Raw genomic sequence first — 21,724 nt, 5'->3', positions numbered from 1 at the left:
CCTGACAATCCAGAAGATATTGACCACATACCTATTGTATTGAAAAATGGACATCTGGACAGAAAAAATGTTATTCCAAGTTTGTTTGAATATGCAGAAAATTAACATAACCGTTGAAAGGAGGCATAATGGGTATCCTTGTTGTTGGCTCTGTTGCATTTGATTCTGTTGAGACACCTTTTGGTAAGGCAGAAGATGTGCTCGGCGGCTCAGCCACATACTTTTCAACAGCAGCGAGTTATTTTTCTGATGTAAATCTTGTCGCTGTTATTGGTAGTGACTTCCCTGAAGAACATATCTCTTTTCTAAAATCAAGGGATATTGATATAAAGGGGCTGCAAAAGGTTGAAGGCAGGACATTCAGATGGAAGGGCAGATATGACTATGATTTGAATGAGGCACATACATTGGAAACACACCTCAATGTATTTGAGAGATTTACACCACAGATACCTGAAGATTATAAATCCATCCCCTATGTATTTCTTGCAAATATAGACCCTGACCTGCAGTGGAATGTACTGGAACAGGTTGATAAACCTAAACTTGTTGCGTGTGATACAATGAATTTTTGGATAACAGGCAAGCGAGAAAGCCTTATAAAACTTCTTTCCAGAGTTAATCTGTTTGTAATAAATGAAGGTGAGGCGATGCAGTTTGCAGCAGAGCCGAATCTGGTTAAGGCTGCCAGAAAGATAATGTCCTATGGTCCTAAAACGTTAATAATAAAGAGGGGTGAATACGGTGCCCTTATGTTCAATGGCAGTTCAATATTCTCGGCACCTGCATACCCGCTGGAGTCTATATTTGATCCAACAGGTGCAGGGGATAGTTTTGCAGGCGGATTAATGGGGTATCTTGCAAACACAGATAATATTTCAGAGGATAATATAAGGCAGGCGATAATATTTGGAAGCGTTATGGCATCATTTAATGTAGAGGATTTCAGCCTAAATCGCATGAAGACATTGACACTTAAGGAGATTAATGAAAGATACAGGGAATTTAAAAAACTTACACATTTTGAGGATATATGAAAAAAGAAAGTCAAAAGTCAAAAATCAAAAATTTTATATTTGTTTTTACTATTTACTATTCACTATTCACTGCCTTATACGGCTGTGCTGCATCAGATTTAAAGGAAGAGGCGTCAATACACTATCGTCTTGGCATCGTTCACTTAAGCGAAGGCAATTTACCGCCGGCATTAAAGGAACTCTCATCTGCTGTTGAAAAAAATCCTCAAGATGCAGTATATCGCAATGCACTTGGTCTTGCCTATTTTTATAGAGAACTTAATGAAGAGGCTATAAGACATTTTAAAGAGGCAATAAGATTAAACCCAAAGTTTTCAGAGGCACATACAAACCTTGGGGCAGTGTATCTAAAACAAGGGGAATGGGATGAGGCAATCGGAGAATCTAAAAAGGCAATTGAAAATATCTTTTATACCGCACCTGAAACAGCATTTAACAATATGGGGTGGGCATACTTTCAGAAAGGAGATTATGAAAAGGCGATTGATAGTTATAAAAAGGCAATAGGTGCAAATCCAAGATATGGTCTTGCCTATAATAATATGGGGATGGCATATATGAAGACAGGCAGGGACAGGGATGCTCAAGACTCTTTTGCCCTTGCAATAAAACATGTTCCTGATTATGCTGAGGCATATTACAACCTCGGGATTGTTTCAATGAAATTAAACGATAAAAAAAGGGCTGCCCAGTCATTTAATGAGGTTATTAAGATTTTGCCTGATACTGATATGGCACGTTCATCAATGGAAAATCTTAAGTCTTTAAAATAAGGGTATTATGGCAAAGCAGCTCTCTTTAAAAGGTGTTATGGAAAAACCTGGTGTATATCTGAAAAGACAGAGGGAGATGCGGGGTATAAGCCTTGAGGATATATCCAGGGTTACAAAGATACAGATGAAATGGCTTGCCGCATTGGAAAATGATGATGCAAATCTGCCGCACCCTACCTTTGTCAGAGGTTTTATAAGGTTATATTGTAAATATGCCGGCATTGATAGTGATGATGCGGTTCTCCACTACGAAGAGTATTTAAGCAGTAAATCAGATAATTTGACAGATGATTCAAATCAGAGATCAGAAAAAATACCCTGTCATACTGATGCAGTCTCTACAGATGATAAGACACCGGCACGGGGTTTACCTTTGATTCATAACCCGGCACTTCTAGTTATATTTTTTGTGTTTATCCTGACTGCCTCATATTTTGGTTATGCGTATTATAATAAGAAGGTTAATCTTAATACACATAAGGAGGGGAGTACAGTTGGTATCGGTTTGACAGAACCCTCCAAACCACCTGCTGATAATCCACAAGCAGATACTGGTATTACAACTACAGGAGAAACTGATAAGATACATGAGGCTGCAAATAAGGCAGATATGCATCAAGGTGGAGTATATGATGTTAAAAAACTTAAACTTGAGGTACTGACGATTAAGCCTACATGGATGAGGGTTGAGATTGACGATGAAAAACCCTTTGAGGTGTTGTTAAGAGACAGTGAGAATATAGTATGGGAGGCAAAGAAAAAGTTCTCTATTGTAATCGGAAATGCAGCTGGGGTGGGTTTAAAGTTAAATGGGAAACCATTAGGAAAACTTGGCGAGAACGGACAGGTTGTAAAACTTGTTCTCCCTCAGGAAACAGGGAATTAGATTCAAAAAATGTAACTGTATTTTGGGGGTTCATGGGAGGGAATATGGAAGTCATTACGAGATGCAGAAAATGCGGCAAAAAAATGAAAAGCGACAGGGTGGATGATTATAGAATAAAACTATCCTGTTCATGTGGATTTTCTGAATTTAAAAATATGCCTGCTGCGAGTAAGGCCATAAATCCATACTTGCCAATGGATACCTTTTCACATATAAAGGTGGATGAAGATGGTGGTCTTATATTTGAGATGGAAAAGGCAAACAGGGAAAAGATGGAAATCATAACCCTTGAAGAGATAAGCATGCTTGCAAGTTCTGACTATGAGCTTGATGAGGTGCTGCAGTCAGTTGTTGAAAAAACAGCAAAAAGATTAGGTGTTGATGCGGCATCAATATATCTATGGTATGGAAAAGAACTTGTTTTGAGGGCAACCACAAGTTTTAGAAAAGAGGCAATCGGAAAGGTCAAACTAAAGTTGGGAGAGGGAATTACAGGTGCAGCAGCGCAAAAAGGGGAGACTATTATTGTAAAAGATGTATCCAATGACCCAAGATACAAGAAATTTACTGAACTGCGGGAGCAGGAATATACCACAATGTTGTCCCATCCTATTATCAAAAAAGGCGAACTGTTCGGTGTTTTGAATGTGCAGACTATTACTTCAAAAGAGTTTCAGGAAGATGAAATATATTTTATATCAATTATAGCAAATCTGCTGCTGGGTGCCATCAGGATAAGAAAATCTCCTTGCAGTTAAACTTTAACCCCACTTCAAGTTTTCAAAAAAAGTTTTCAAAAAAAGATTGACAACCCCCTGTTTTTATAGTAAGAAAATCATCCTCATAAGTTGCTTCCATAACTGACGGAATCAAGGTGGCCACCACCGGGGTAGTGGAAGATATGACACAATAAAGCCGACCGTCTGGGCACATATAACAAATTTTATATCTATATTTGTTGTATGCCAGACGGTTTTTTTTATTGGAGCAAAAAGGGGGTGATGCGGAAGGCATAAACCTGTCCCCGAGTGTCTAAATCGGGGATGCTGCAATATAACAAAACCAGAATCTACCTTGCTTTAAATTCTATTCTATTTTTAAACTTACAGGAGGTTATTTTATGTCAGAGAAGATTTTTTGGACAAAGACCGATGAAGCGCCAATGCTGGCGACTTACTCTTTACTTCCCATTATCAAGACGTTCACAAAGACAGCAGGCATTGAGATTGAAACAGCAGACATCTCTCTTGCAGGGAGGATTCTGGCAAACTTTCCAGAAAACCTGAAAGAGGGGCAAAAAACCCCGGATTATCTGACGCAATTGGGCGAACTCGCCGCAAAGTCGCCTGATGCAAATATTATCAAACTGCCGAATATCAGCGCATCTGTCCCGCAAATAAAGGCGGCAATAAAAGAACTCCAGTCTCAGGGCTATAATGTCCCTGACTATCCTGAAGAGCCGAAAAACGACAGTGAAAAGGAAATCAAGGCAAGATACGGAAAGGTTCTGGGAAGCGCTGTCAACCCTGTTTTAAGAGAGGGAAATTCGGATAGAAGGTCTACAGCGTCTGTAAAGAATTACGCTAAAAAGAATCCTCATAAAATGGCTCCGTGGAGCAAAGACTCAAAGACGCATGTGGCGCACATGAAAAGCGGAGATTTCTATGGCACTGAAAAATCCACAACTGTTGCTGAGGCGACAAATGTCAAAATTGAGTTCGCAGGCAAGGATGGGAAAACAGTTGTCCTAAAAGAAAAGACATCTTTGAAGGCAGGCGAGGTTATAGACACATCTGTAATGAACTGCCGAAGTCTACGCAAATTTTATGAAGAGGAGATTGAAGATGCTAAAAAGAGCGGCGCGCTCTTCTCTTTACACCTCAAGGCAACAATGATGAAGGTTTCTGACCCGATTATCTTTGGCCATGCTGTTTATGTATTCTTCAAAGATGTCTTTGAAAAACATGCAGCAGTATTTAAAGAACTTGGAGTTGACCCGAACAACGGACTCGGCGACCTTTACGCAAAAATCGCAAATCTTCCTGATGTAAAAAAAGCAGAGATAGAATCTGACATTAAGGCATGTTACAAAAATCGTCCTGAACTTGCAATGGTGAACTCTGAAAAAGGGATTACCAATCTGCATGTTCCAAGCGATGTGATTATTGACGCATCAATGCCTCCAATGATTAGAGACGGCGGAAAGATGTGGTCTCCTGACGGTAAACTCCATGATACAAAGGCTGTTATACCTGACAGATGTTACGCAGCCGTGTATCAGGCAGTTGTAGATGACTGCAAAAAGAACGGGGCATTAGACCCGAGGACAATGGGAACTGTTCCAAATGTTGGTCTTATGGCGCAAAAGGCAGAGGAATACGGCTCTCATGATAAGACATTCAAAGCCCCCGGAAACGGAATAGTCCGCGTGGTTGACGCTTCAGGAAAGACACTTCTTGAAGAGGATGTAGAAGAAGGGGACATATTCCGCATGTGCCAGACAAAAGATGCTGCAATAAAGGACTGGGTAAAACTTGCGGTAACAAGGGCGCGGTTAAGCGGAATGCCTGCTGTGTTCTGGCTTGATAAAAACAGGGCGCATGAGGCGCAGTTAATAGAAAAGGTCAATTGTTATCTTAAAGACCATGACACAAAAGGTCTTGATATCAGAATCATGCCTCCTGTTGAGGCAACCCGCTTTTCTCTTGAGCGGATAAGACAGGGGAAAGACGCTATTTCAGTTACAGGCAATGTTCTCCGTGATTATCTTACAGACCTCTTTCCTATTCTTGAACTCGGCACAAGCGCAAAGATGCTCTCAATAGTTCCGCTTATGCAGGGCGGCGGACTTTTTGAGACAGGCGCAGGCGGCTCAGCGCCAAAGCATGTCCAGCAGTTTCAGGAAGAAGGATACTTAAGATGGGATTCCCTTGGAGAATTTCAGGCCCTTGGGGCATCGATGGAACATCTGGCAAATACATTAAAGAATGAAAGGGCTCAGGTGCTTGCAGACACAATAGATGAGGCAATCGGCAAAATCCTTGATTTCAACAGGTCTCCTGCCCGAAAGGTCGGCGAGATAGACAACAGGGGAAGCCATTTTTATCTTGCATTATATTGGGCGCAGGCATTGGCAGCGCAGACTAAAGATACAGAACTCCAGAAACATTTTGCCAAGCCTGCAAAAGAACTGGCAGAGAATGAAGCAAAGATTAATGCAGAACTTATTGGCGCTCAGGGAAAGCCGCAGGACATCGGAGGCTATTACCTTCCAAATCCTGAAAAGACATCAAAGGCAATGCGTCCAAGCGCAGCATTGAATGCGATAATTGACGGTATCTGAAAAAACCGTTGTGCGTGTGCGTTATACGTGATGCGTGAAAATTTGGGGACAGATTTTACCCCTGAATGCCCCTGATTGATTCTATCAGGGGCATCAGGGGCTGTCCCCGGTTGTCCAAGCCCCATAGTTAACCCGAAAAATGCATTTAAGTTTTTATTTTTCGGGGCAACCGCTTTTTTTGGATTAAAGGAGTGTAACTTAATTTGGCTTCTGACTTAATCATACTTTTAATCTCTCTGGTCATCATTGTGATTGCTGCCGAAGTTTTTACAAATGCTGTGGAATCACTTGGAGCAAAACTAAAGTTTTCAGAAGGTGTGACCGGGAGCATATTTGCAGCAGTAGGCACAGCGCTCCCTGAAACAATGGTCCCGCTTGTAGCAATATTTGCAGGCAATTCCCAGAAAATAAGTGAAGAGGTGGGTGTCGGCGCCATACTTGGTGCACCTTTAATGCTTTCAACCATTGCCATATTCCTTATGGGCATGGCTGCATTCATATTTAAAGATAAGAGGAAAAAAACCACAATAAACCCTGAACATTCTGGTTTTAAACGGGACTTGGAATTCTTTTTATTTGCTTTCTCACTTGCCTTTTTTGTTGCATTTACACCACCTGCATGGCGGCTCTTAAGGGTCTTTATTGCTATAGTCCTTGTCATGTCATATTTTTACTATGTGCTTGAAACAGTAAAGGCAAGTAAAACCCTTGCAAAGGATGGACATACCACTGAAGAAAGAAAGAGTCTTTATCTTTCTGCCATATTTAAAGACCATATGTTTTTTGTTGTTATTCAACTCCTCGCTGCCCTGACATTCATAATCATTGGGGCAAAAGGGTTTGTGACAGGGATTGAACATCTGGCTAATATCCTAAAGGTGCCTGTAATAGCCCTTTCACTTCTTATTGTCCCGATTGCCACAGAACTTCCTGAAAAGGTAAACAGCATTATATGGATAAGACACGGCAAGGACACTATGGCAGTTGGAAATATTACAGGTGCAATGGTCTTTCAAGGAAGCCTTTTGCCTGCAATAGGTATATTTCTTACACCATGGACAACAAACCTTACTGTTACAGCAAGCAGCATTATTACACTTATGGCAGCAGGGTGGCTGTATCTTTTTACAATCAGAAATATAAAAATAACCCCTTTACTTTTATCAGTAAATGGTTTTTTATATATACTATTTATCCTTTTTATATTGATTCTCTAATGCTGTGGGAAAGCCGTCATCTATGAAAAAACACGAAGGTTTTCTAAAATTCATAATAATTGAAAAACTTGTTCTTGGAATAGTATGTTTTCTTTTGTCCATTGGCGCAATAAGCCTTATCAATCAAGATATGGGACAGATTGCAAACAAGATTGTGGGCATCTTTAATCTTGATATGGATAATTACTATGTAGAAAGTGCCATAAAAAGGTTGGGCATGGTTGGGAATGGGACAATCATAGGCGTAGGGACAGGCATGTTTTTCTTTGCATCACTTAATCTTACAGAATCTTATGGACTTTATAAAAGAAGGCGGTGGGCTGAATGGCTTACTGTCCTCGCCACATCGCTATTTATTCCTTTTGAGGTGTATGAGGTTATTCAGGCACAGACTTTGTTTCGTATAGGTGCGCTCGTGCTTAATATAGCAATCGTCTATTACCTTGCAAAACATAAAGAACTTTTTAAAAGCAAACCCGGATATAAGGCTCATTTATGATGGACGCAACCCCCCTACTTCCTGAATCAAGTTCAGCGACCATCTGCCCTCCATCAAATCCACAAACCTTTTAAAGAGATAACTTGCATCATGAGGTCCGGGGGACGCCTCTGGATGATACTGGACAGAATAGAGCGGAAGTTTTTTATGTGCAAGCCCCTCCACTGTTTTATCATTCAGATTTATATGCGTAAGTTCAGCAATCCCTTTCAGAGAATCCACATCCACTGCAAAACCGTGGTTCTGCGCTGTGATTTCAACCCTTCTTGTTGTCAAATCCATTACAGGCTGGTTGCCACCTCTGTGCCCAAACTTTAATTTGTATGTTTTTCCGCCAAGGGCCAAACCAAGTATTTGATGTCCCAGACAGATTCCAAATATCGGTTTTTTTCCAATTAGTTTTCTTACATTTTCTATGGCATATGTTACAGCATCAGGATCTCCGGGACCATTAGACAGGAATATACCATCCGGGTTCATCTTTAAAACATCTTCGGCAGATGTCCACGCAGGCACTACAGTAACATCGCATCCAAAATGGACAAGGTTGCGGAGGATGTTGAATTTAATTCCGAAATCGTAGGCAACCACACGGTAAGTTCGGAGTTCGGAGTTCGGAGTTCGGAGTGTATAACCTCTTTCTAAATTCCACAAGCCCTGTTTCCAATAATAAGGCTCTTTGCATGTAACCTCTTTTGCTAAATCAAGCCCTGCCATGGATGGAAATTCCCTTGCCTTTTTAACAAGGCTGGGGACAGATAATAGGGGACAGATTTCAAATCTGTCCCCAACTTCTGTCCCCAATTCTGTTGATATAACACCGTTCATTGCGCCGTGAGTCCTCAAATGCCTTGTCAAAGCCCTTGTGTCTATGCCCTTTATTCCGACAATATTATTTTTCTTTAGATAACTGTCTAATGTTTCCTTGCACCGCCAGTTGCTTGGATAATCGCAAGATTCCTTTACTATAAAACCCTCTGCCCATGGTCTATGAGACTCAACATCCTCTTCATTGATTCCATAGTTGCCAATCTGGGTATATGTCATTGTAACAATCTGCCCTTTATAAGACGGGTCAGTCAAAATCTCCTGATACCCTGCCATAGATGTATTGAACACAACCTCGCCAATCGCCTCGCCTTCAGCGCCGAAGGAACAGCCCTCAAACACAGTGCCGTCAGCAAGCGCTAGGATGGATTTTTTAGGTAATGGCATAATATATAACTCCTTAAGGGATGTCTACCCCGCTCCATGCCAGAATGCCCCGCCCGCACAGTCCGCGCAAACGTGGTGCGGGGTTTACAAAACAACCCGGATAAAAAACCTTTTAACATCTTCCCATTCAGTCTGATCAATGGGACATAGGGAAGACCCTTTCAAGACCGTAAAAATCAATGTATATTTTTGGGCAAGAGGATAATATCTTTTAATCCCCTTTCTGCATCATCAAAAAACACAAGACCCCTCTTTATATCGATACTAGAAGAGGCTTAATCTCACGCCCCCTGTTTCTGCTACCAGGGAATCTCTATCCGAAACACCTTCTATGTGAACTGAGTGGTCCTTTCGTATTGCATCTATAAATAGGCCCTGTAAGAAAATGTTCTTGCGTGAAAAGGTCAACATCTATAGAAACCCTGTGCCTTAAATAGAGGGTAACAGCAGTGCCGCCAGCCATATAGGTATTATTGGGTAAAGGAAAAGAACTCAGCCTGCTGATGAGGGATGCCACATCCTTGGGAACTGCCTCGTAAAACATCGCGTATCCTCCTTTTTAATATTCAAACACAGGCACCAGTAGTTGACAGTTTTAGGGGAAAGATATGAACTATGTCTGACAACCTCTGATATGGTTTCCTTGTCATAGGTTTCAAGCACAAATTCTACCTGCCTATCCCCCCCCACAGGCAATGCCTTAAGATATTATAAACCTCTCGTGTGAACATATTATTCTTATCACATTTAATCCTTGAGGCTGTGTCATAATAATAATAAGTAAACCCCCAGCTTTGCTGGGGGACTCGTAGAGTTTGACATTTACTGGAGTATATGAAAGCCTCCCTAACTGTGAACCGCTCAAAGTTTACAGGAAAGGAGGCTTTCAATGGAAGACAAGCAAGGTTTATCTCATACAGTATGGGATTGCAAGTATCATATAGTTTGGATACCGAAATATCGGAAGAAGGTAATGTATGGAGAGATACGCAGATATCTTGGAGAGGTCAAAAGAGTCTTTGGTGTTGGAAGGGCATTTGATGTCCGACCATCTGCATATGCTGATAAGTATACCTCCGAAGTATCCTGTCTGCGTGCCTGTCTGCCGTGCCAACGGCACAGGCAGGCAGGAAGGAGAGAAAAGACTTGACCAGTTGAGAATGTTTGAATAGCAGCCGCATTTATGCGGCTCATGGTTTTAAACCGCTTTGAGCGGTTCACATCTTTCAAGCCTCCAGCTTTACTGGAGGTATATATGACTTGGCTATTCATATTCGGCAATTATCACATTTTTCTTTTGTATTTTGAGTTTTAATTTGGTAATTTAATAAATCTCCATGCTTCCAAAAACGAGGGTAAAATTGACTACACAGGAAATCATAAATCTAACGAGTAAATATATTGCAAACACCTACAACCGTTTTCCCATTGCCATCACAAAAGGCAAGGGATGCAGGGTTTGGGATGCAGATGGAAAGGAATATCTGGATTTTGTTGCAGGCCTTGCGGTCTGCAATCTAGGACACTGTCATCCAAAGGTTGTAAAGGCGATTCAGGAGCAGGCAGAAAAACTTATTCATATATCAAACCTCTATTACATTGAGCCGCAGGCAGAATTAGCCGAACTCCTCTGCAAAAACTCATTTGCCGACAAAGTGTTTTTCTGCAACTCAGGGGCAGAGGCAAATGAGGCTGCAATAAAACTTGCAAGGAAATATTTTAAAGATAAAGATGAAAATAAATTTCAGATTATTACAATGGAGAAGTCCTTTCATGGGCGGACTATGGCAACCCTTGCTGCAACAGGACAGAAGAAGTTCCAGCAAGGGTTTGAGCCGCTTTTAGAAAAATTTATATATGTTCCTTTTGATGATGTCCAAGCAGTGGAATCTGCAATTACACCTGAGACATGCGCTGTTATGGTTGAGCCTATTCAGGGTGAGGGCGGGGTGAATATTCCGTCCGATAATTATCTGAAAGGGTTGAAGGCACTCTGCAAAGGAAAAGGCATGCTTCTAATTTTCGATGAGGTTCAAGTCGGCATGGGGCGCACGGGAAAGTTATTTGCTTATGAGCATTACGGCGTAACGCCGGATATTATGACGCTGGCAAAAGGGCTGGCAGGCGGCGTTGCCATCGGCGCCATGCTGGCAACTGATGAGATTGCAAAGAGTTTTGTGCCGGGGACGCATGCCTCAACCTTCGGCGGAAATCCCCTTGCCACAGCAGCAGGCATTGCAGCATTAAAGGCGGTTTTGGAAGAAGGTATACTGGAAAATTGTCAGAAGATCGGGAAATATCTCATTGAAAAATTACATAAACTAAAGGCAGAATATCCGTTCATCAAAGAGGTTCGCGGCAAGGGCTTAATGATTGGCATGGAATTGGATATTCCGGGTGCAGATATTGTCAAGAAATGTCTTGAAAAAGGACTCCTTATAAACTGCACAGCAGACAAGATAATTAGGTTCATCCCGCCTCTTGTTGTTACAAAAGATGAAGTGGATGAGATGTTTGAAATTCTAATGCCTGTTCTGGATGGGGTGCAGTCTTGAAAAAAGATTTACTTAAAATATCTGACTTGACAAAATCCGAGATAGACGAATTATTTGAAAGAACTCGTGTCCTGAAGGATAACCATAAAAAGGGCATCCCTTATAAACCATTTATCGGTAAAACACTGGGGCTTATATTTGAAAAGGCATCAACAAGAACCCGCGTATCATTTGAGGCAGCAATGTATCAGATGGGCGGGAATGCAATATTTATAAGCCATCGGGATTCGCAGATAGGCAGAGGCGAACCAATAAAGGATACTGCTAGAGTTTTATCTAGGTATATAGATGCTGTCGTTATCCGCACATTCGGGCATGATATTGTGGAGGAGTTTGCAGAACATTCGGAGATACCTGTTATAAACGGCTTGACTGATTTACACCATCCATGTCAGGTCTTGACAGATGTATTTACCATGTTTGAAAAAAAGGGGCATTACAATGGTCTTAAGGTCGCATGGATAGGCGACGGAAACAACATGGCAAATTCATGGATAGAGGCTGCGGCAATACTTGGGTTTGATTTATTCCTTGCATGTCCAAAAGGATATGAACCAGACAAAAAAATATTGGAGCATGCAAAAAAGAATGCTCAAACAAAGATTGAGGTTTTAATAGACCTGAAAGAGGCAGCCAATAATGCCGATGTCTTGAACACAGATGTATGGGCAAGCATGGGACAGGAACAAGAAAGGGAAAAAAGAGTAAAAGATTTTAAAGGGTATCAGATAAATAAAGATATTTTAAAACTTGCAAAAAAAGACGCTGTTGTCATGCACTGCCTTCCTGCCCACAGGGGAGAAGAGATAACAGACGATATAATAGAGTGTAAACAATCTGCTGTCTTTGATGAAGCAGAAAATAGGCTGCATGTTCAGAAGGCAGCGCTGGAAAAACTGCTAAATACAGAAATAAGAAACAGGAAATGAGAAATAAGGGTTTTGAAGATATGCCTATTTGGCAGAATGCCATGAATATTGCAATATCTGTGCATATGGTAAGCGAAGGCTTCCAGAAGAAAGAAGATTATGCCGTAAAATAGTGATTAAAAACCTCGCTATTTTACAAACTGGCGATTTACAGATTAGAATGTCCGCTTTATCTGTTTTCGCAAATATTGCAGAGGCATTTATTCTTTTATTGTTTTCCCAGAAGGGCAAACATATTCTTCTTATAAAACTCCACGTCTGGCTGGTTGAATGGATTGACGTCTAGTAGATAACCTGACATTGCTATAGCCCTTTCAAAAAAGTAAAAGAGTTGTCCAAGGGAATAGGGCGTCCTGTCCTTAATAGAAATCGTCATATTAGGAACTCCGCCGTCTTTGTGTGCCCGAGCAGTGCCTTGATATGCCTTGTCATTTACATAATCTAAAGATTTACCTGCAATAAATCCAAGCCCATCGCCATTATCCTTTGCAGATGGTATAAGCAATTCCCTGTTTGACCTTTCAATCAGCATGAATGTCTCAAATATGATTCTCTGTCCGTCCTGTATCCATTGTCCAAGGGAATGTAAATCTGTAGTAAAATCCATTGAAGCAGGAAACACACCTTTTTTATCTTTACCCTCACTCTCTCCAGTTAATTGCTTCCACCACTGCGCAATATAATGCAGGCATGGATGGAATGATGAGAGGATTTCTACTGCCTTGCCTTTTTGATACAGTAGATAGCGGATAGCAGCATAAAGATAAGATGGGTTTAATTTTATATCAGGGTTTGATGTGAGTTCCTCAAAATCCTTTGCACCTTCCATGAGTTCAAAAATATCAATCCCTGCAGCTGCAATAGGCAGAAGACCAACAGGCGTCAGAACCGAATACCTGCCTCCAATATCATCAGGCACAACAAAGGTTTTGTATCCTTCAATATCAGCAAGTTTCTTTAATGCCCCTTTTTCTTTATCCGTTGTTGCAAAAATCCTTTTTCTTGCCTCATCCCTGCCATATCTTTTTTCAACAAGTTTTTTAATGACCCTGAATGCAGTCCCCGGTTCAATGGTTGTCCCTGATTTGGAAATCACATTTATACAAATATCCCTATCGCCAATTATCTCCAGTAAATCAGAAAGATAGTCGGAACTCATGTTATGCCCTGCAAAGTAGATTTCAGGGGTGAGCCTTTTTTCAGGACGGAGTTGGTTATAGAATGTATGACTAACGAACCCAAGGGCTGCCTTTGCCCCAAGATATGAGCCGCCAATGCCGATGCAGATAAATACTTCAGAATTTTCCCTTATATGTTCTGCCGCAGAATGTATTTCTTTGAGTAAATCTTTTGATGTTTTAGACGGTACATGAAGCCAGCCAATAAAATCACTGCCCGCCCCCCCCCTTTTTTCCATCTGCTCATGGATTTTAAAAACCTGCGGCTGGAGATTAAAAATTTCTTCTTTTGAAAGGAATAGGGTAATATTATCTATATTGAGATTTATGTTTGGCATTATCTAAATATTTACATCGTTATGTCCCGACTAATTTATTGAGGTGTCTCTGGGCGCATTCATGGTCAGGCTTTATTTTTAACACCTTTTCAAGCATCTGCTTTGCATCTTCAAACTGGTTTTTCATCTCATATACAATGCCAAGGTTATAATAGACATCGGGATTGTTAGGGTCTATTTTTTTAGCCTTCATTAAGACCTCAACAGCATTATCCCATTTTTGATTTACAAAATAAAACTCGCCCATCTCAATCAAATCCTTGACCTTTGACTGATTAGACTCATGTTTGTTGCTTATATTGTTTGTGCTTGTCATAAGTTATCCTTTCTTTAGTTTCTCTAAATCTTTGTTGTCGCCAATCATGACCAATACATCCCCCTCCTCTATCCTGTCATCAGTTGATGGAGATACATTCCATTCTTCAATAAAATCAGGCTCGCCAGCCTCTGTAATTACCGGCACCCTTTTTCTGATGGCAATCACATTTACATCAAATCTATTCTTTATATCACTTTCCATGATGGTTTTTCCTGCAAGACCTTTTGGCACAGAGGTTTCTACGATGCTGTATTGAGGCGAAAGTTCAATCTGCTCTAGGATATTTGGTGTCGCAAGGCTGGTTGCCACCTTTATCGCCATATCCCTTTCAGGAAAGATGACCTTGCTTACACCTATATTTCGGAGAACCTTTCCATGAATAGGGGTTACAGCCTTTGCCAACACCTCTTTAACACCCATCTCCTTTAATGTCATGACAATCAGTATGCTTGCCTCAATATTCTCACCGATACTCACCACAGCAATATCAACATAATGAACCCCTGCATGACGGAGCGCCTCTTCATCAGTTGCATCCATCTGCACAGCATGGGTTACAAAATCGCTTACATCCTTTATCTTTTCCTCATCATCGTCTATTGCAAGAACCTCGCATCCCTTTTCTACAAGTGTTTTTGCAACACTGTATCCAAATCTGCCCAGACCAATAACAGCAAATCTTCTCATAAAGCCTCCTGTGTTTATCCTATCAATACCTTGCCTTCAGGATACCGCAGTCTTACCATCTCTGCCTTTTTTATTACAGCCATCCCCATTGTAAGGGGTCCAACCCTGCCTATAAACATTGTTAGTGCCACTGTAAGTTTTCCCATATCGGTGAAAAGCGCTGAAAGACTCCTGACACCTCCATCGCCTACAGATAGCCCAACAGTAGCAAATGCAGACACAGCCTCAAATAGTGTGTGAAGATAATCCGACTTTTCTTCAAGGAGGAGGAGAAGGGTTGATATATTAACAACTAAAAAAGCCATTGCCCCGATTGCATACGCCCTTGTAATTAACTCATGAGACACCCTCCTTTCAAAAAAGACTGTATCTGTATGTCCCCTGATGGTTGACCAGAGACCAATCATCATTACGCCAAATGTCGTTGTCTTCATCCCGCCGCCTGTCCCACCGGGTGATGCGCCAACAGCCATAAGCATTATTATAAGAAAAAGGGTAGAACTCTGCATTAAACTAATATCAATGGTATTAAAACCTGCTGTCCTTGCTGATATAGAGTGAAAATATGCTGTTAAAAGATTTGACTTTAGAGAAAAAGAGGCAAATGTCTGGGGATTAAAATATTCAAACAGAAGGATGGCAGTGGTGCCTGATACGATGAGGGTAGAGGTAACCGAAATCACCAGTTTTGTGTGGGTTGAGAGTCTTGTAACCTCGCGTCTTGTATATTTATACACATCGCTTATTACAAGGAAACCTATGCCGCCTATTATAATCAGTCCTGTAATCACAATATTACTGAAGATATCGTTTCGGTATCCCATCAAATTATTAGAAAAGAGAGAAAACCCTGCATTGTTGAATGCAGAGATAGAGTGAAATATCCCGAAATATATTGCCTTAAATATATCCATATCCATAGCAAATCTTATTGATAGAAGAACCGCGCCTATTAACTCAAATAAAAATGTAACCTTCAAAACCCCTTTTGTAAACCTTATGAGCCCTTCAAGACTCAAAACATTCAATGCCTCCTGCAAAACCAACCTCTGTTTCAACCCGACCTTTTTACCAACAACTATTGAAAGGATGGTAGCAGATGTCATATAGCCGAGCCCGCCAATCTGGATAAGCAAGAGTGTTGCTATCTGCCCAAACATGGAAAGGTCATTTGGCGTATCAATCACAATAAGACCTGTAACGCATACTGCTGATGTTGAGGTAAACAGGGCATCCACAAGGGTTAAACTATCTTTTGCAGATGATATGGGCAGGGCAAGGATTATTGTGCCGATGAGTATGATACCCAAAAAACCAAGTGTTATAATCTGAGATGGCGATAGTTCAACCTTCATTGTTTTAGGCTGCAATCTAGCATAGTAGTAGTCATATTGTCAATCACCGTAAAAAATCAATGTCTATTTTTGGGCAATCAATTGGATATTGACTATAATAGGCAATTAAGGTTATTAAAATGTAATGCATAAGATAAGGGAGATATATGAGACTGCATGGCATAAGGCATCTGAGTTTCAGGGACTGCTCCTCACCCTTGTCCTTTTAAACCTTGTATTCATTATCATCGGTCAGCGGATGGTAATGCAAGGTGTGCCGGAGATAATGGAAATCAGAAAAGAGATATTAAAGTACCTCCCTTCAGCGTCTTATTTACAGCCGCTTCTGGGACCCCTTGCACCATATCTGCCGCTTAAGATTTTATATACATTTTTCTTTAATCTCATATTCGGAGCCTTTATTTCCACGACCCTTACAGGTATTATATTTTTTCTGCCGTTTTTGGTAACAATCGGCAGGGCACTTTATATAGGAATCTTATTCTACGGCATCCCAGCCTCTCCCATTCTTAAGATACTCTTTATCGGCACTTTTATCCTTGAATTCGGCGGATATATATTTTCCACTCTGGCAGGTATCAACATCGGTCTTTCCATTGCATTTCCAAGTCAGTGGAAGAAAAAGGAAAGAACTATTGACGCATTAAAGGAATCTATAGTTGATATGAAATGGTGTTATCTCTTTGTTGTTACACTGCTCTTTCTGGGCGCTGTCTGGGAGATGGGGTGGATACATTATATTGGGATAGAGGATTTCAAAAAATCCGCTTGGATTGAATTTTAAAAGATGCTATAAAACCAATGTCTGTTGATATTAAAAAGAATATACTGATTTTGAGGCAGCGTATTGCAAGCGCTGCAAACAGAAGCAGCAGAAATCCTTCTGATATAAGGATTGCGGCAGCAACTAAAACTGTTGAACCCGAAAGGATTAAGGATGCAATTGCAGGTGGTATCAACATATTTGGAGAAAATTATGTTCAGGAGGCAAAAGAGAAGATTTCAGATTTGAGATTTCAGATTTCAGATTCAAGGGCAAAATGGCACTTTATCGGCACCCTGCAGAAGAACAAGGTGAAATATGCTGTCCATCTGTTTGACATGATTGAGACTGTTGATACTGCTTTACTGGCTGTGGAAATTGACAAAAGGGCAGAAAAAAAGATGGATATTCTGATTCAGGTGAATATCGGAGGAGAGAAGACCAAATCAGGCTGCTGTGAAGGCGATGTTTTAAACCTTGTAAAAGGTGTTGCAGGGTTAAAGAATATTGCTGTAAAAGGACTTATGACAATACCGCCATTCTTTGAAGACCCTGAAGATGTAAGACCGTATTTCAGGAGGCTCTTTGAGATTTCAAGGGATGTTCAGAAAGAAGGCATAGAGGATGTATCCATGACAGAACTTTCTATGGGCATGTCAAATGACTTTGAAACGGCAATAGAAGAAGGGGCAACCATTGTAAGGATTGGGACAGCAATATTCGGTAAGAGGGAAAATAAAAAAAAGACTTAATTTTAAAGTTTAATTTCCGATATTAAATATTAAGGGTAGGACTTTAGTCCTGCATAAATCAGTCATGGAGGTAATTATGTTGGCAAACAAGACAATAGGTTTTATAGGTGCAGGCAATATGGGAGAGGCGCTTATACGCGGACTTCTTGCATCCAAAAAGATTACACCGGGACAAATACTTGCCTCTGACAAGTTCAAGGAAAGGCTTTCGTATATCACAGAAAAATACGGGATAAAGGTTTTCACAAAAAACTTTGAGGTGGTCAAAGGCGCTGATATTGTTATTCTTGCTGTTAAATCAAATGATATAAAAGAGACTGTTAAAGAGATAGGAGACGATATAACAAAGGATAAACTTCTAATCACTATTGCAGCAGGTGTATCAGTAAACTTTATACGCGAATATGTCCCTCCGCCTGCCCCTCCGATTATAAGGGTTATGCCAAACACACCTGCACTTATATGCGAAGGCGCCATAGGGATATATGCCGCACATGGTGTTTCAGAAGATGATAAAAATCTTGCCCTGCATATATTTGAGACAGTGGGCAAGGTAGTCTTCATTGAGAAAGAGGAATTGATGGATGCTGTAACAGGACTCAGCGGGAGCGGGCCCGCATACATCTTTCTGATTATGGAGGCGCTTTCCGATGCAGGTGTAAAGATGGGATTATCCAGAAAAACTGCAAACATCCTTGCCATCCAGACAGTGATTGGCTCTGCAAAACTTGCCCTTACAAGCGATAAGCATTTTGCTGAATTAAAGGATATGGTTACCTCTCCTGGAGGCACAACCATTGCAGGAATTGAAAAACTTGAAGAGGGGGCTTTAAGGAGTGATATAATAAAGGCTGTAGAGGCAGCAACGATAAAGTCAAAGGAACTGACAGGAAGGTAGGCAATATTTCTGCAATATTGAATTGTAAATTGAAAATTGAAGATTTGGAATTTTACAGTGGAAGAAAATCAATTTACAATTTGCAATTTACAATTTGCACTTTTCAATGGAGCGAAGCGACATGTTTGTAATCGGTAACTTCCTTTATGCCGCCTCTGTAGTATTGGATTATCTGCTCACATTTTATATGTGGCTCATTATCATAAGGGCATTTATATCATGGGTGAGTCCGGATCCGTATAATCCTATAGTCCGATTTTTATATCAGGTAACAGAACCTGCCTTGTATTCTCTAAGAAAGAGGATGCCTTATATTGGAGGCATTGACCTCTCTCCGCTTATACTTATCCTTGCAATAGTATTTTTACAGTTCTTTATTGTAGGGACATTAAAAGATTTATCTGTCCAACTAAGATAGTAAGGCTGATGCCGCATGACTGGTAAATTCCCTTTCATTACTCTAGACAAAGACGGTATCCTATTAGAACTTTATATCCAGCCGGGTGCATCAAGGAATGAGATTGCAGGTTTACATGGCGCTAGACTCAAGGTTAAACTCATATCTCAGCCTATTGGCGGTAATGCCAACAAATCCCTTATAGAATTTCTGGCAGAGCGGCTTAAAATAAAAAAGAAAGATTTATGCCTTATTCAGGGCATTAAATCCAGGGGAAAGAGGGTCAGAATCACAGGAGCGCCGATTGATATTTTAAATATTAAATTTGAGGAGATTATCAAAAATATAAAAGGGGCAGCATAGATACCGCCCCTTTAATAAAGAATTGTAAAGAATTAAGAATTGGGGACAGATTTAAAATCTGTCCCCAGATAGATTTAAATTACATCATGTCCATTCCGCCCATGCCGCCCATTCCAGGATGCATTCCACCCGGCATTCCGCCTTTTTCTTCCTTTGGTTTTTCAGCAATAAGCGCCTCTGTTGTCAGCATAAGTCCTGCAATGGATGCAGCGTTCTGAAGGGCATATCTTGTAACCTTTGTCGGGTCAATAACGCCTGCCTTTAAAAGGTCTTCATATACCTCAGTAGCAGCATTAAAGCCAAATGCGCCGCTTTCCTTTTTAACCTTATCGACAACTATAGAACCTTCAGCGCCTGCATTTGCCGCAATCTGCCTAATCGGCTCTTCAAGCGCCTTTTTAACAATATTAACGCCAAACTGCTGGTCCCCTTCAAGTTTAATCGTTTCAACCTGAGACAACACCCTTAAATATGTAACACCGCCGCCAGGGACAATGCCTTCTTCAACAGCAGCCCTTGTTGCATGGAGGGCATCCTCAACACGAGCCTTTTTCTCTTTCATCTCTGTTTCAGTTGCAGCGCCTACATTTATTACAGCAACTCCGCCTACGAGTTTTGCTAGTCTCTCCTGAAGTTTCTCCTTGTCATAATCAGATGTTGTTTCTTCTATCTGCGCCCTGATTTGCTTTACCCTGCCGTCAATATCAGCCTTCTTGCCAGCGCCGTCAATAATTGTTGTATTCTCCTTGTCAATCACAATCCTTTTTGCCCTTCCGAGGTCTTTAATATCAACGGTTTCAAGTTTAATGCCGAGTTCTTCTGCAATGAGTTTGCCCCCTGTAAGTATTGCTATATCCTCAAGCATTGCCTTTCTCCTGTCTCCAAAGCCCGGCGCCTTTACTGCGCAGGCGTGGAGTGTTCCGCGGAGTTTGTTTACAACCAATGTTGCAAGCGCCTCGCCCTCTACATCCTCTGATATAATAACAAACGGCTTGCCCATCTTTGCAATCTTTTCAAGTATTGGAAGCATATCCCTCATATTGCTAATCTTTTTCTCATTGATTAAGATAAATACATCTTCTAAAACGCACTCCATCCTTTCAGCGTCTGTCACAAAATATGGAGAGAGGTAGCCCCTGTCAAACTGCATGCCTTCAACAACCTCAAGGGTTGTCTCCATGCCCTTTGCCTCTTCAACAGTTATAACACCTTCTTTGCCTACCTTGTCCATTGCCTCTGCAATTATATCGCCTATGGTGTTGTCTCCATTGGCAGATATTGTGCCTACCTGAGCAATCTCTTTTTTATCCTTTGTAGGCTTTGACATCTTTTTTAATTCAGCGACTGCTGTTTCAACAGCCCTGTCAATGCCTCTCTTCAAATCCATTGGATTATGTCCTGCAGCAACCAGTTTTGCACCTTCCCTGTAAATTGCCTGTGCAAGGACTGTTGCGGTTGTGGTTCCGTCTCCTGCAACATCGCTTGTCTTGCTTGCCACCTCTTTAACCATCTGTGCGCCCATGTTTTCAAACTTGTTCTCAATCTCTATCTCCTTTGCAACTGTCACGCCGTCTTTTGTAATAGTCGGCGAGCCAAAGGATTTTTCAATTACAACATTCCTGCCCCTTGGACCAAGCGTTACCTTTACTGCGTCAGCAAGCACATTGACGCCGTTTAATATTGAATTTCTTGCCTTTTGACCAAAGGCTAAATCTTTTGCAGACATTTTTATTCCTCCTTTTTTTAAAGCAGGCAATGGGCTATAGGCAATAGGCTATGGGAATCTCGTATTTATTGTTTTTCCTATCGCCCATAGCCTATAGCCTCACGCCTGTCTTTTCTTTGTTAAATTATTTTACTATGATTCCAAGAACATCATCCTCGCGCATCATCAGATACTCCTGACCGTCAACCTTTACCTCTGTGCCAGCATATTTGCTGTAAAGCACCTTGTCCCCGACCTTTACCGCCAGTGGTGTAACCTTGCCGTCCTCGCTGACCTTTCCAGTTCCGACTGCAATGATTTCACCCTCTGCGGGTTTTTCCTTTGCGCTGTCAGGGATGATTATCCCCCCTTTTGTTTTTTCCTCTTCTTCCAGTCTCTTCACCAGAATCCTGTCGTGAAGCGGTTTAATTTTCATAATACATCTACCTCCTTTTAATTTAAAAATTTTACAATAATATATTCACTACCCTTAAAATTGTCAAGGGAATTTTAGC

At 41.0% G+C, this 21,724-nt stretch carries 24 protein-coding genes and 1 pseudogene; 16 read left to right on the top strand and 9 right to left on the bottom strand.

Features of this window, described 5'->3' with window-relative positions:
• The first annotated feature begins 128 nt into the window (after positions 1-128).
• The 7 genes from HZC45_03000 to HZC45_02970 all read left to right on the top strand — a co-directional run bounded on the left by HZC45_03000 (position 129) and on the right by HZC45_02970 (position 7,755).
• The gene (locus tag HZC45_03000) at positions 129-1,037 is read left to right on the top strand and encodes a sugar kinase (GenBank protein ID MBI5682126.1); all 909 of its coding nucleotides are present in this window, start codon (positions 129-131) and stop codon (positions 1,035-1,037) included.
• The gene (locus HZC45_02995; protein MBI5682125.1) at positions 1,034-1,810 is read left to right on the top strand and encodes a tetratricopeptide repeat protein; all 777 of its coding nucleotides are present in this window, start codon (positions 1,034-1,036) and stop codon (positions 1,808-1,810) included. The genes HZC45_03000 and HZC45_02995 overlap by 4 nt, the downstream gene beginning before the upstream one ends.
• A 7-nt stretch (positions 1,811-1,817) precedes the next feature.
• Positions 1,818-2,696 carry a DUF4115 domain-containing protein gene (locus HZC45_02990; GenBank protein ID MBI5682124.1) on the top strand — a complete coding sequence of 293 codons (879 nt, stop codon included), beginning with the start codon at positions 1,818-1,820 and terminating at the stop codon, positions 2,694-2,696.
• A 44-nt stretch (positions 2,697-2,740) separates the two neighbouring features.
• Positions 2,741-3,454 carry a GAF domain-containing protein gene (locus HZC45_02985; GenBank protein ID MBI5682123.1) on the top strand — a complete coding sequence of 238 codons (714 nt, stop codon included), beginning with the start codon at positions 2,741-2,743 and terminating at the stop codon, positions 3,452-3,454.
• 362 nt (positions 3,455-3,816) lie between these two features.
• A complete protein-coding gene (locus HZC45_02980; GenBank protein MBI5682122.1) occupies positions 3,817-6,039 on the top strand; it encodes an NADP-dependent isocitrate dehydrogenase in 2,223 nt (740 codons plus the stop codon).
• Between the two features lie 203 nt (positions 6,040-6,242).
• Positions 6,243-7,256: a sodium:calcium antiporter gene (locus tag HZC45_02975; GenBank protein MBI5682121.1), complete on the top strand. Its 1,014-nt coding sequence runs from the start codon at positions 6,243-6,245 to the stop codon at positions 7,254-7,256.
• A 22-nt stretch (positions 7,257-7,278) separates the two neighbouring features.
• Positions 7,279-7,755: a DUF2127 domain-containing protein gene (locus tag HZC45_02970; protein ID MBI5682120.1), complete on the top strand. Its 477-nt coding sequence runs from the start codon at positions 7,279-7,281 to the stop codon at positions 7,753-7,755.
• Here HZC45_02970 and carA read toward each other — a convergent pair.
• The 3 genes from carA to HZC45_02955 form a co-directional block, all read right to left on the bottom strand.
• Entirely contained in the window at positions 7,750-8,970 is a 1,221-nt protein-coding gene (gene carA, locus HZC45_02965) for a glutamine-hydrolyzing carbamoyl-phosphate synthase small subunit (protein ID MBI5682119.1), read from the bottom strand. The two genes, HZC45_02970 and carA, sit on opposite strands and share 6 nt — an antisense overlap.
• 313 nt (positions 8,971-9,283) lie before the next feature.
• Positions 9,284-9,514: a nucleotidyl transferase AbiEii/AbiGii toxin family protein gene (locus HZC45_02960; GenBank protein MBI5682118.1), complete on the bottom strand. Its 231-nt coding sequence runs from the start codon at positions 9,512-9,514 to the stop codon at positions 9,284-9,286.
• Positions 9,463-9,633 (bottom strand): hypothetical protein, encoded by a 171-nt coding sequence (locus HZC45_02955; GenBank protein ID MBI5682117.1) that lies wholly within the window; start codon positions 9,631-9,633, stop codon positions 9,463-9,465. Before HZC45_02955 ends, HZC45_02960 begins: the two co-directional genes overlap by 52 nt.
• Positions 9,634-9,859: 226 nt before the next feature.
• Between HZC45_02955 and tnpA the strand changes: the two are divergent.
• The 4 genes and pseudogenes from tnpA (at position 9,860) to HZC45_02935 (ending at position 12,567) form a co-directional block, all read left to right on the top strand.
• Positions 9,860-10,061, top strand: a pseudogene (tnpA, locus tag HZC45_02950) (IS200/IS605 family transposase).
• Between the two features lie 246 nt (positions 10,062-10,307).
• On the top strand, positions 10,308-11,525 hold the full coding sequence (locus HZC45_02945; protein MBI5682116.1) for an acetylornithine transaminase: 1,218 nt from the start codon (positions 10,308-10,310) through the stop codon (positions 11,523-11,525).
• Positions 11,522-12,454 (top strand): ornithine carbamoyltransferase, encoded by a 933-nt coding sequence (gene argF, locus HZC45_02940; protein ID MBI5682115.1) that lies wholly within the window; start codon positions 11,522-11,524, stop codon positions 12,452-12,454. Before HZC45_02945 ends, argF begins: the two co-directional genes overlap by 4 nt.
• On the top strand, positions 12,451-12,567 hold the full coding sequence (locus HZC45_02935) for a four helix bundle protein (GenBank protein ID MBI5682114.1): 117 nt from the start codon (positions 12,451-12,453) through the stop codon (positions 12,565-12,567). Before argF ends, HZC45_02935 begins: the two co-directional genes overlap by 4 nt.
• A gap of 95 nt (positions 12,568-12,662) precedes the next feature.
• Here HZC45_02935 and HZC45_02930 read toward each other — a convergent pair whose 3' ends face one another.
• The 4 genes from HZC45_02930 to HZC45_02915 are packed head-to-tail and all read right to left on the bottom strand — an operon-like array spanning position 12,663 to position 16,331.
• Positions 12,663-13,970 (bottom strand): glucose-6-phosphate isomerase, encoded by a 1,308-nt coding sequence (locus HZC45_02930; GenBank protein MBI5682113.1) that lies wholly within the window; start codon positions 13,968-13,970, stop codon positions 12,663-12,665.
• A gap of 19 nt (positions 13,971-13,989) precedes the next feature.
• Entirely contained in the window at positions 13,990-14,286 is a 297-nt protein-coding gene (locus HZC45_02925) for a tetratricopeptide repeat protein (protein MBI5682112.1), read from the bottom strand.
• Positions 14,287-14,289: 3 nt separating this feature from the next.
• Positions 14,290-14,976 (bottom strand): TrkA family potassium uptake protein, encoded by a 687-nt coding sequence (locus HZC45_02920; GenBank protein ID MBI5682111.1) that lies wholly within the window; start codon positions 14,974-14,976, stop codon positions 14,290-14,292.
• A 14-nt stretch (positions 14,977-14,990) separates the two neighbouring features.
• Positions 14,991-16,331, bottom strand: coding sequence for a hypothetical protein (locus HZC45_02915; GenBank protein ID MBI5682110.1), 1,341 nt, complete (start codon positions 16,329-16,331; stop codon positions 14,991-14,993).
• 124 nt (positions 16,332-16,455) lie between these two features.
• Here HZC45_02915 and HZC45_02910 point away from each other — a divergent pair, with 124 nt between their 5' ends.
• The 5 genes from HZC45_02910 to HZC45_02890 all read left to right on the top strand — a co-directional run bounded on the left by HZC45_02910 (position 16,456) and on the right by HZC45_02890 (position 19,504).
• On the top strand, positions 16,456-17,115 hold the full coding sequence (locus HZC45_02910) for a hypothetical protein (GenBank protein ID MBI5682109.1): 660 nt from the start codon (positions 16,456-16,458) through the stop codon (positions 17,113-17,115).
• Between the two features lie 17 nt (positions 17,116-17,132).
• Positions 17,133-17,846 carry a YggS family pyridoxal phosphate-dependent enzyme gene (locus tag HZC45_02905; protein MBI5682108.1) on the top strand — a complete coding sequence of 238 codons (714 nt, stop codon included), beginning with the start codon at positions 17,133-17,135 and terminating at the stop codon, positions 17,844-17,846.
• A 76-nt stretch (positions 17,847-17,922) separates the two neighbouring features.
• The gene (gene proC, locus HZC45_02900) at positions 17,923-18,744 is read left to right on the top strand and encodes a pyrroline-5-carboxylate reductase (GenBank protein ID MBI5682107.1); all 822 of its coding nucleotides are present in this window, start codon (positions 17,923-17,925) and stop codon (positions 18,742-18,744) included.
• Positions 18,745-18,865: 121 nt separating this feature from the next.
• Positions 18,866-19,162: a YggT family protein gene (locus tag HZC45_02895; GenBank protein ID MBI5682106.1), complete on the top strand. Its 297-nt coding sequence runs from the start codon at positions 18,866-18,868 to the stop codon at positions 19,160-19,162.
• Positions 19,163-19,177: 15 nt separating this feature from the next.
• Positions 19,178-19,504, top strand: a complete 327-nt coding sequence (locus HZC45_02890; protein MBI5682105.1) for a YggU family protein — start codon at positions 19,178-19,180, stop codon at positions 19,502-19,504.
• A gap of 79 nt (positions 19,505-19,583) precedes the next feature.
• On the opposite strand, the gene groL is transcribed toward HZC45_02890, so the two are convergent.
• Positions 19,584-21,230 (bottom strand): chaperonin GroEL, encoded by a 1,647-nt coding sequence (gene groL, locus HZC45_02885; GenBank protein MBI5682104.1) that lies wholly within the window; start codon positions 21,228-21,230, stop codon positions 19,584-19,586.
• A gap of 124 nt (positions 21,231-21,354) precedes the next feature.
• On the bottom strand, positions 21,355-21,645 hold the full coding sequence (gene groES / locus HZC45_02880; GenBank protein MBI5682103.1) for a co-chaperone GroES: 291 nt from the start codon (positions 21,643-21,645) through the stop codon (positions 21,355-21,357).
• Positions 21,646-21,724 lie beyond the last annotated feature (79 nt).

Source organism: Deltaproteobacteria bacterium (genome assembly GCA_016223005.1).
GTDB lineage: Bacteria > Desulfobacterota > GWC2-55-46 > UBA9637 > GWC2-42-11 > JACRPW01.
This window is presented reverse-complemented; position numbering and strand designations above follow the sequence as displayed.

Coding starts and splice junctions, on each gene's coding strand:
- HZC45_02980 (MBI5682122.1), top strand. CDS start 3,817: ATGTCAGAGAAGATTTTTTGGACAAAGACCGATGAAGCGCCAATGCTG.
- HZC45_03000 (MBI5682126.1), top strand. CDS start 129: ATGGGTATCCTTGTTGTTGGCTCTGTTGCATTTGATTCTGTTGAGACA.
- HZC45_02895 (MBI5682106.1), top strand. CDS start 18,866: ATGTTTGTAATCGGTAACTTCCTTTATGCCGCCTCTGTAGTATTGGAT.
- HZC45_02935 (MBI5682114.1), top strand. CDS start 12,451: ATGAGAAATAAGGGTTTTGAAGATATGCCTATTTGGCAGAATGCCATG.
- proC (MBI5682107.1), top strand. CDS start 17,923: ATGTTGGCAAACAAGACAATAGGTTTTATAGGTGCAGGCAATATGGGA.
- groL (MBI5682104.1), bottom strand. CDS start 21,230: ATGTCTGCAAAAGATTTAGCCTTTGGTCAAAAGGCAAGAAATTCAATA.
- HZC45_02970 (MBI5682120.1), top strand. CDS start 7,279: ATGAAAAAACACGAAGGTTTTCTAAAATTCATAATAATTGAAAAACTT.
- HZC45_02905 (MBI5682108.1), top strand. CDS start 17,133: ATGTCTGTTGATATTAAAAAGAATATACTGATTTTGAGGCAGCGTATT.
- HZC45_02915 (MBI5682110.1), bottom strand. CDS start 16,331: ATGAAGGTTGAACTATCGCCATCTCAGATTATAACACTTGGTTTTTTG.
- HZC45_02890 (MBI5682105.1), top strand. CDS start 19,178: ATGACTGGTAAATTCCCTTTCATTACTCTAGACAAAGACGGTATCCTA.
- HZC45_02945 (MBI5682116.1), top strand. CDS start 10,308: ATGCTTCCAAAAACGAGGGTAAAATTGACTACACAGGAAATCATAAAT.
- HZC45_02985 (MBI5682123.1), top strand. CDS start 2,741: ATGGAAGTCATTACGAGATGCAGAAAATGCGGCAAAAAAATGAAAAGC.
- HZC45_02960 (MBI5682118.1), bottom strand. CDS start 9,514: ATGTTTTACGAGGCAGTTCCCAAGGATGTGGCATCCCTCATCAGCAGG.
- HZC45_02930 (MBI5682113.1), bottom strand. CDS start 13,970: ATGCCAAACATAAATCTCAATATAGATAATATTACCCTATTCCTTTCA.
- HZC45_02995 (MBI5682125.1), top strand. CDS start 1,034: ATGAAAAAAGAAAGTCAAAAGTCAAAAATCAAAAATTTTATATTTGTT.
- HZC45_02925 (MBI5682112.1), bottom strand. CDS start 14,286: ATGACAAGCACAAACAATATAAGCAACAAACATGAGTCTAATCAGTCA.
- HZC45_02920 (MBI5682111.1), bottom strand. CDS start 14,976: ATGAGAAGATTTGCTGTTATTGGTCTGGGCAGATTTGGATACAGTGTT.
- groES (MBI5682103.1), bottom strand. CDS start 21,645: ATGAAAATTAAACCGCTTCACGACAGGATTCTGGTGAAGAGACTGGAA.
- carA (MBI5682119.1), bottom strand. CDS start 8,970: ATGCCATTACCTAAAAAATCCATCCTAGCGCTTGCTGACGGCACTGTG.
- HZC45_02910 (MBI5682109.1), top strand. CDS start 16,456: ATGCATAAGATAAGGGAGATATATGAGACTGCATGGCATAAGGCATCT.
- HZC45_02990 (MBI5682124.1), top strand. CDS start 1,818: ATGGCAAAGCAGCTCTCTTTAAAAGGTGTTATGGAAAAACCTGGTGTA.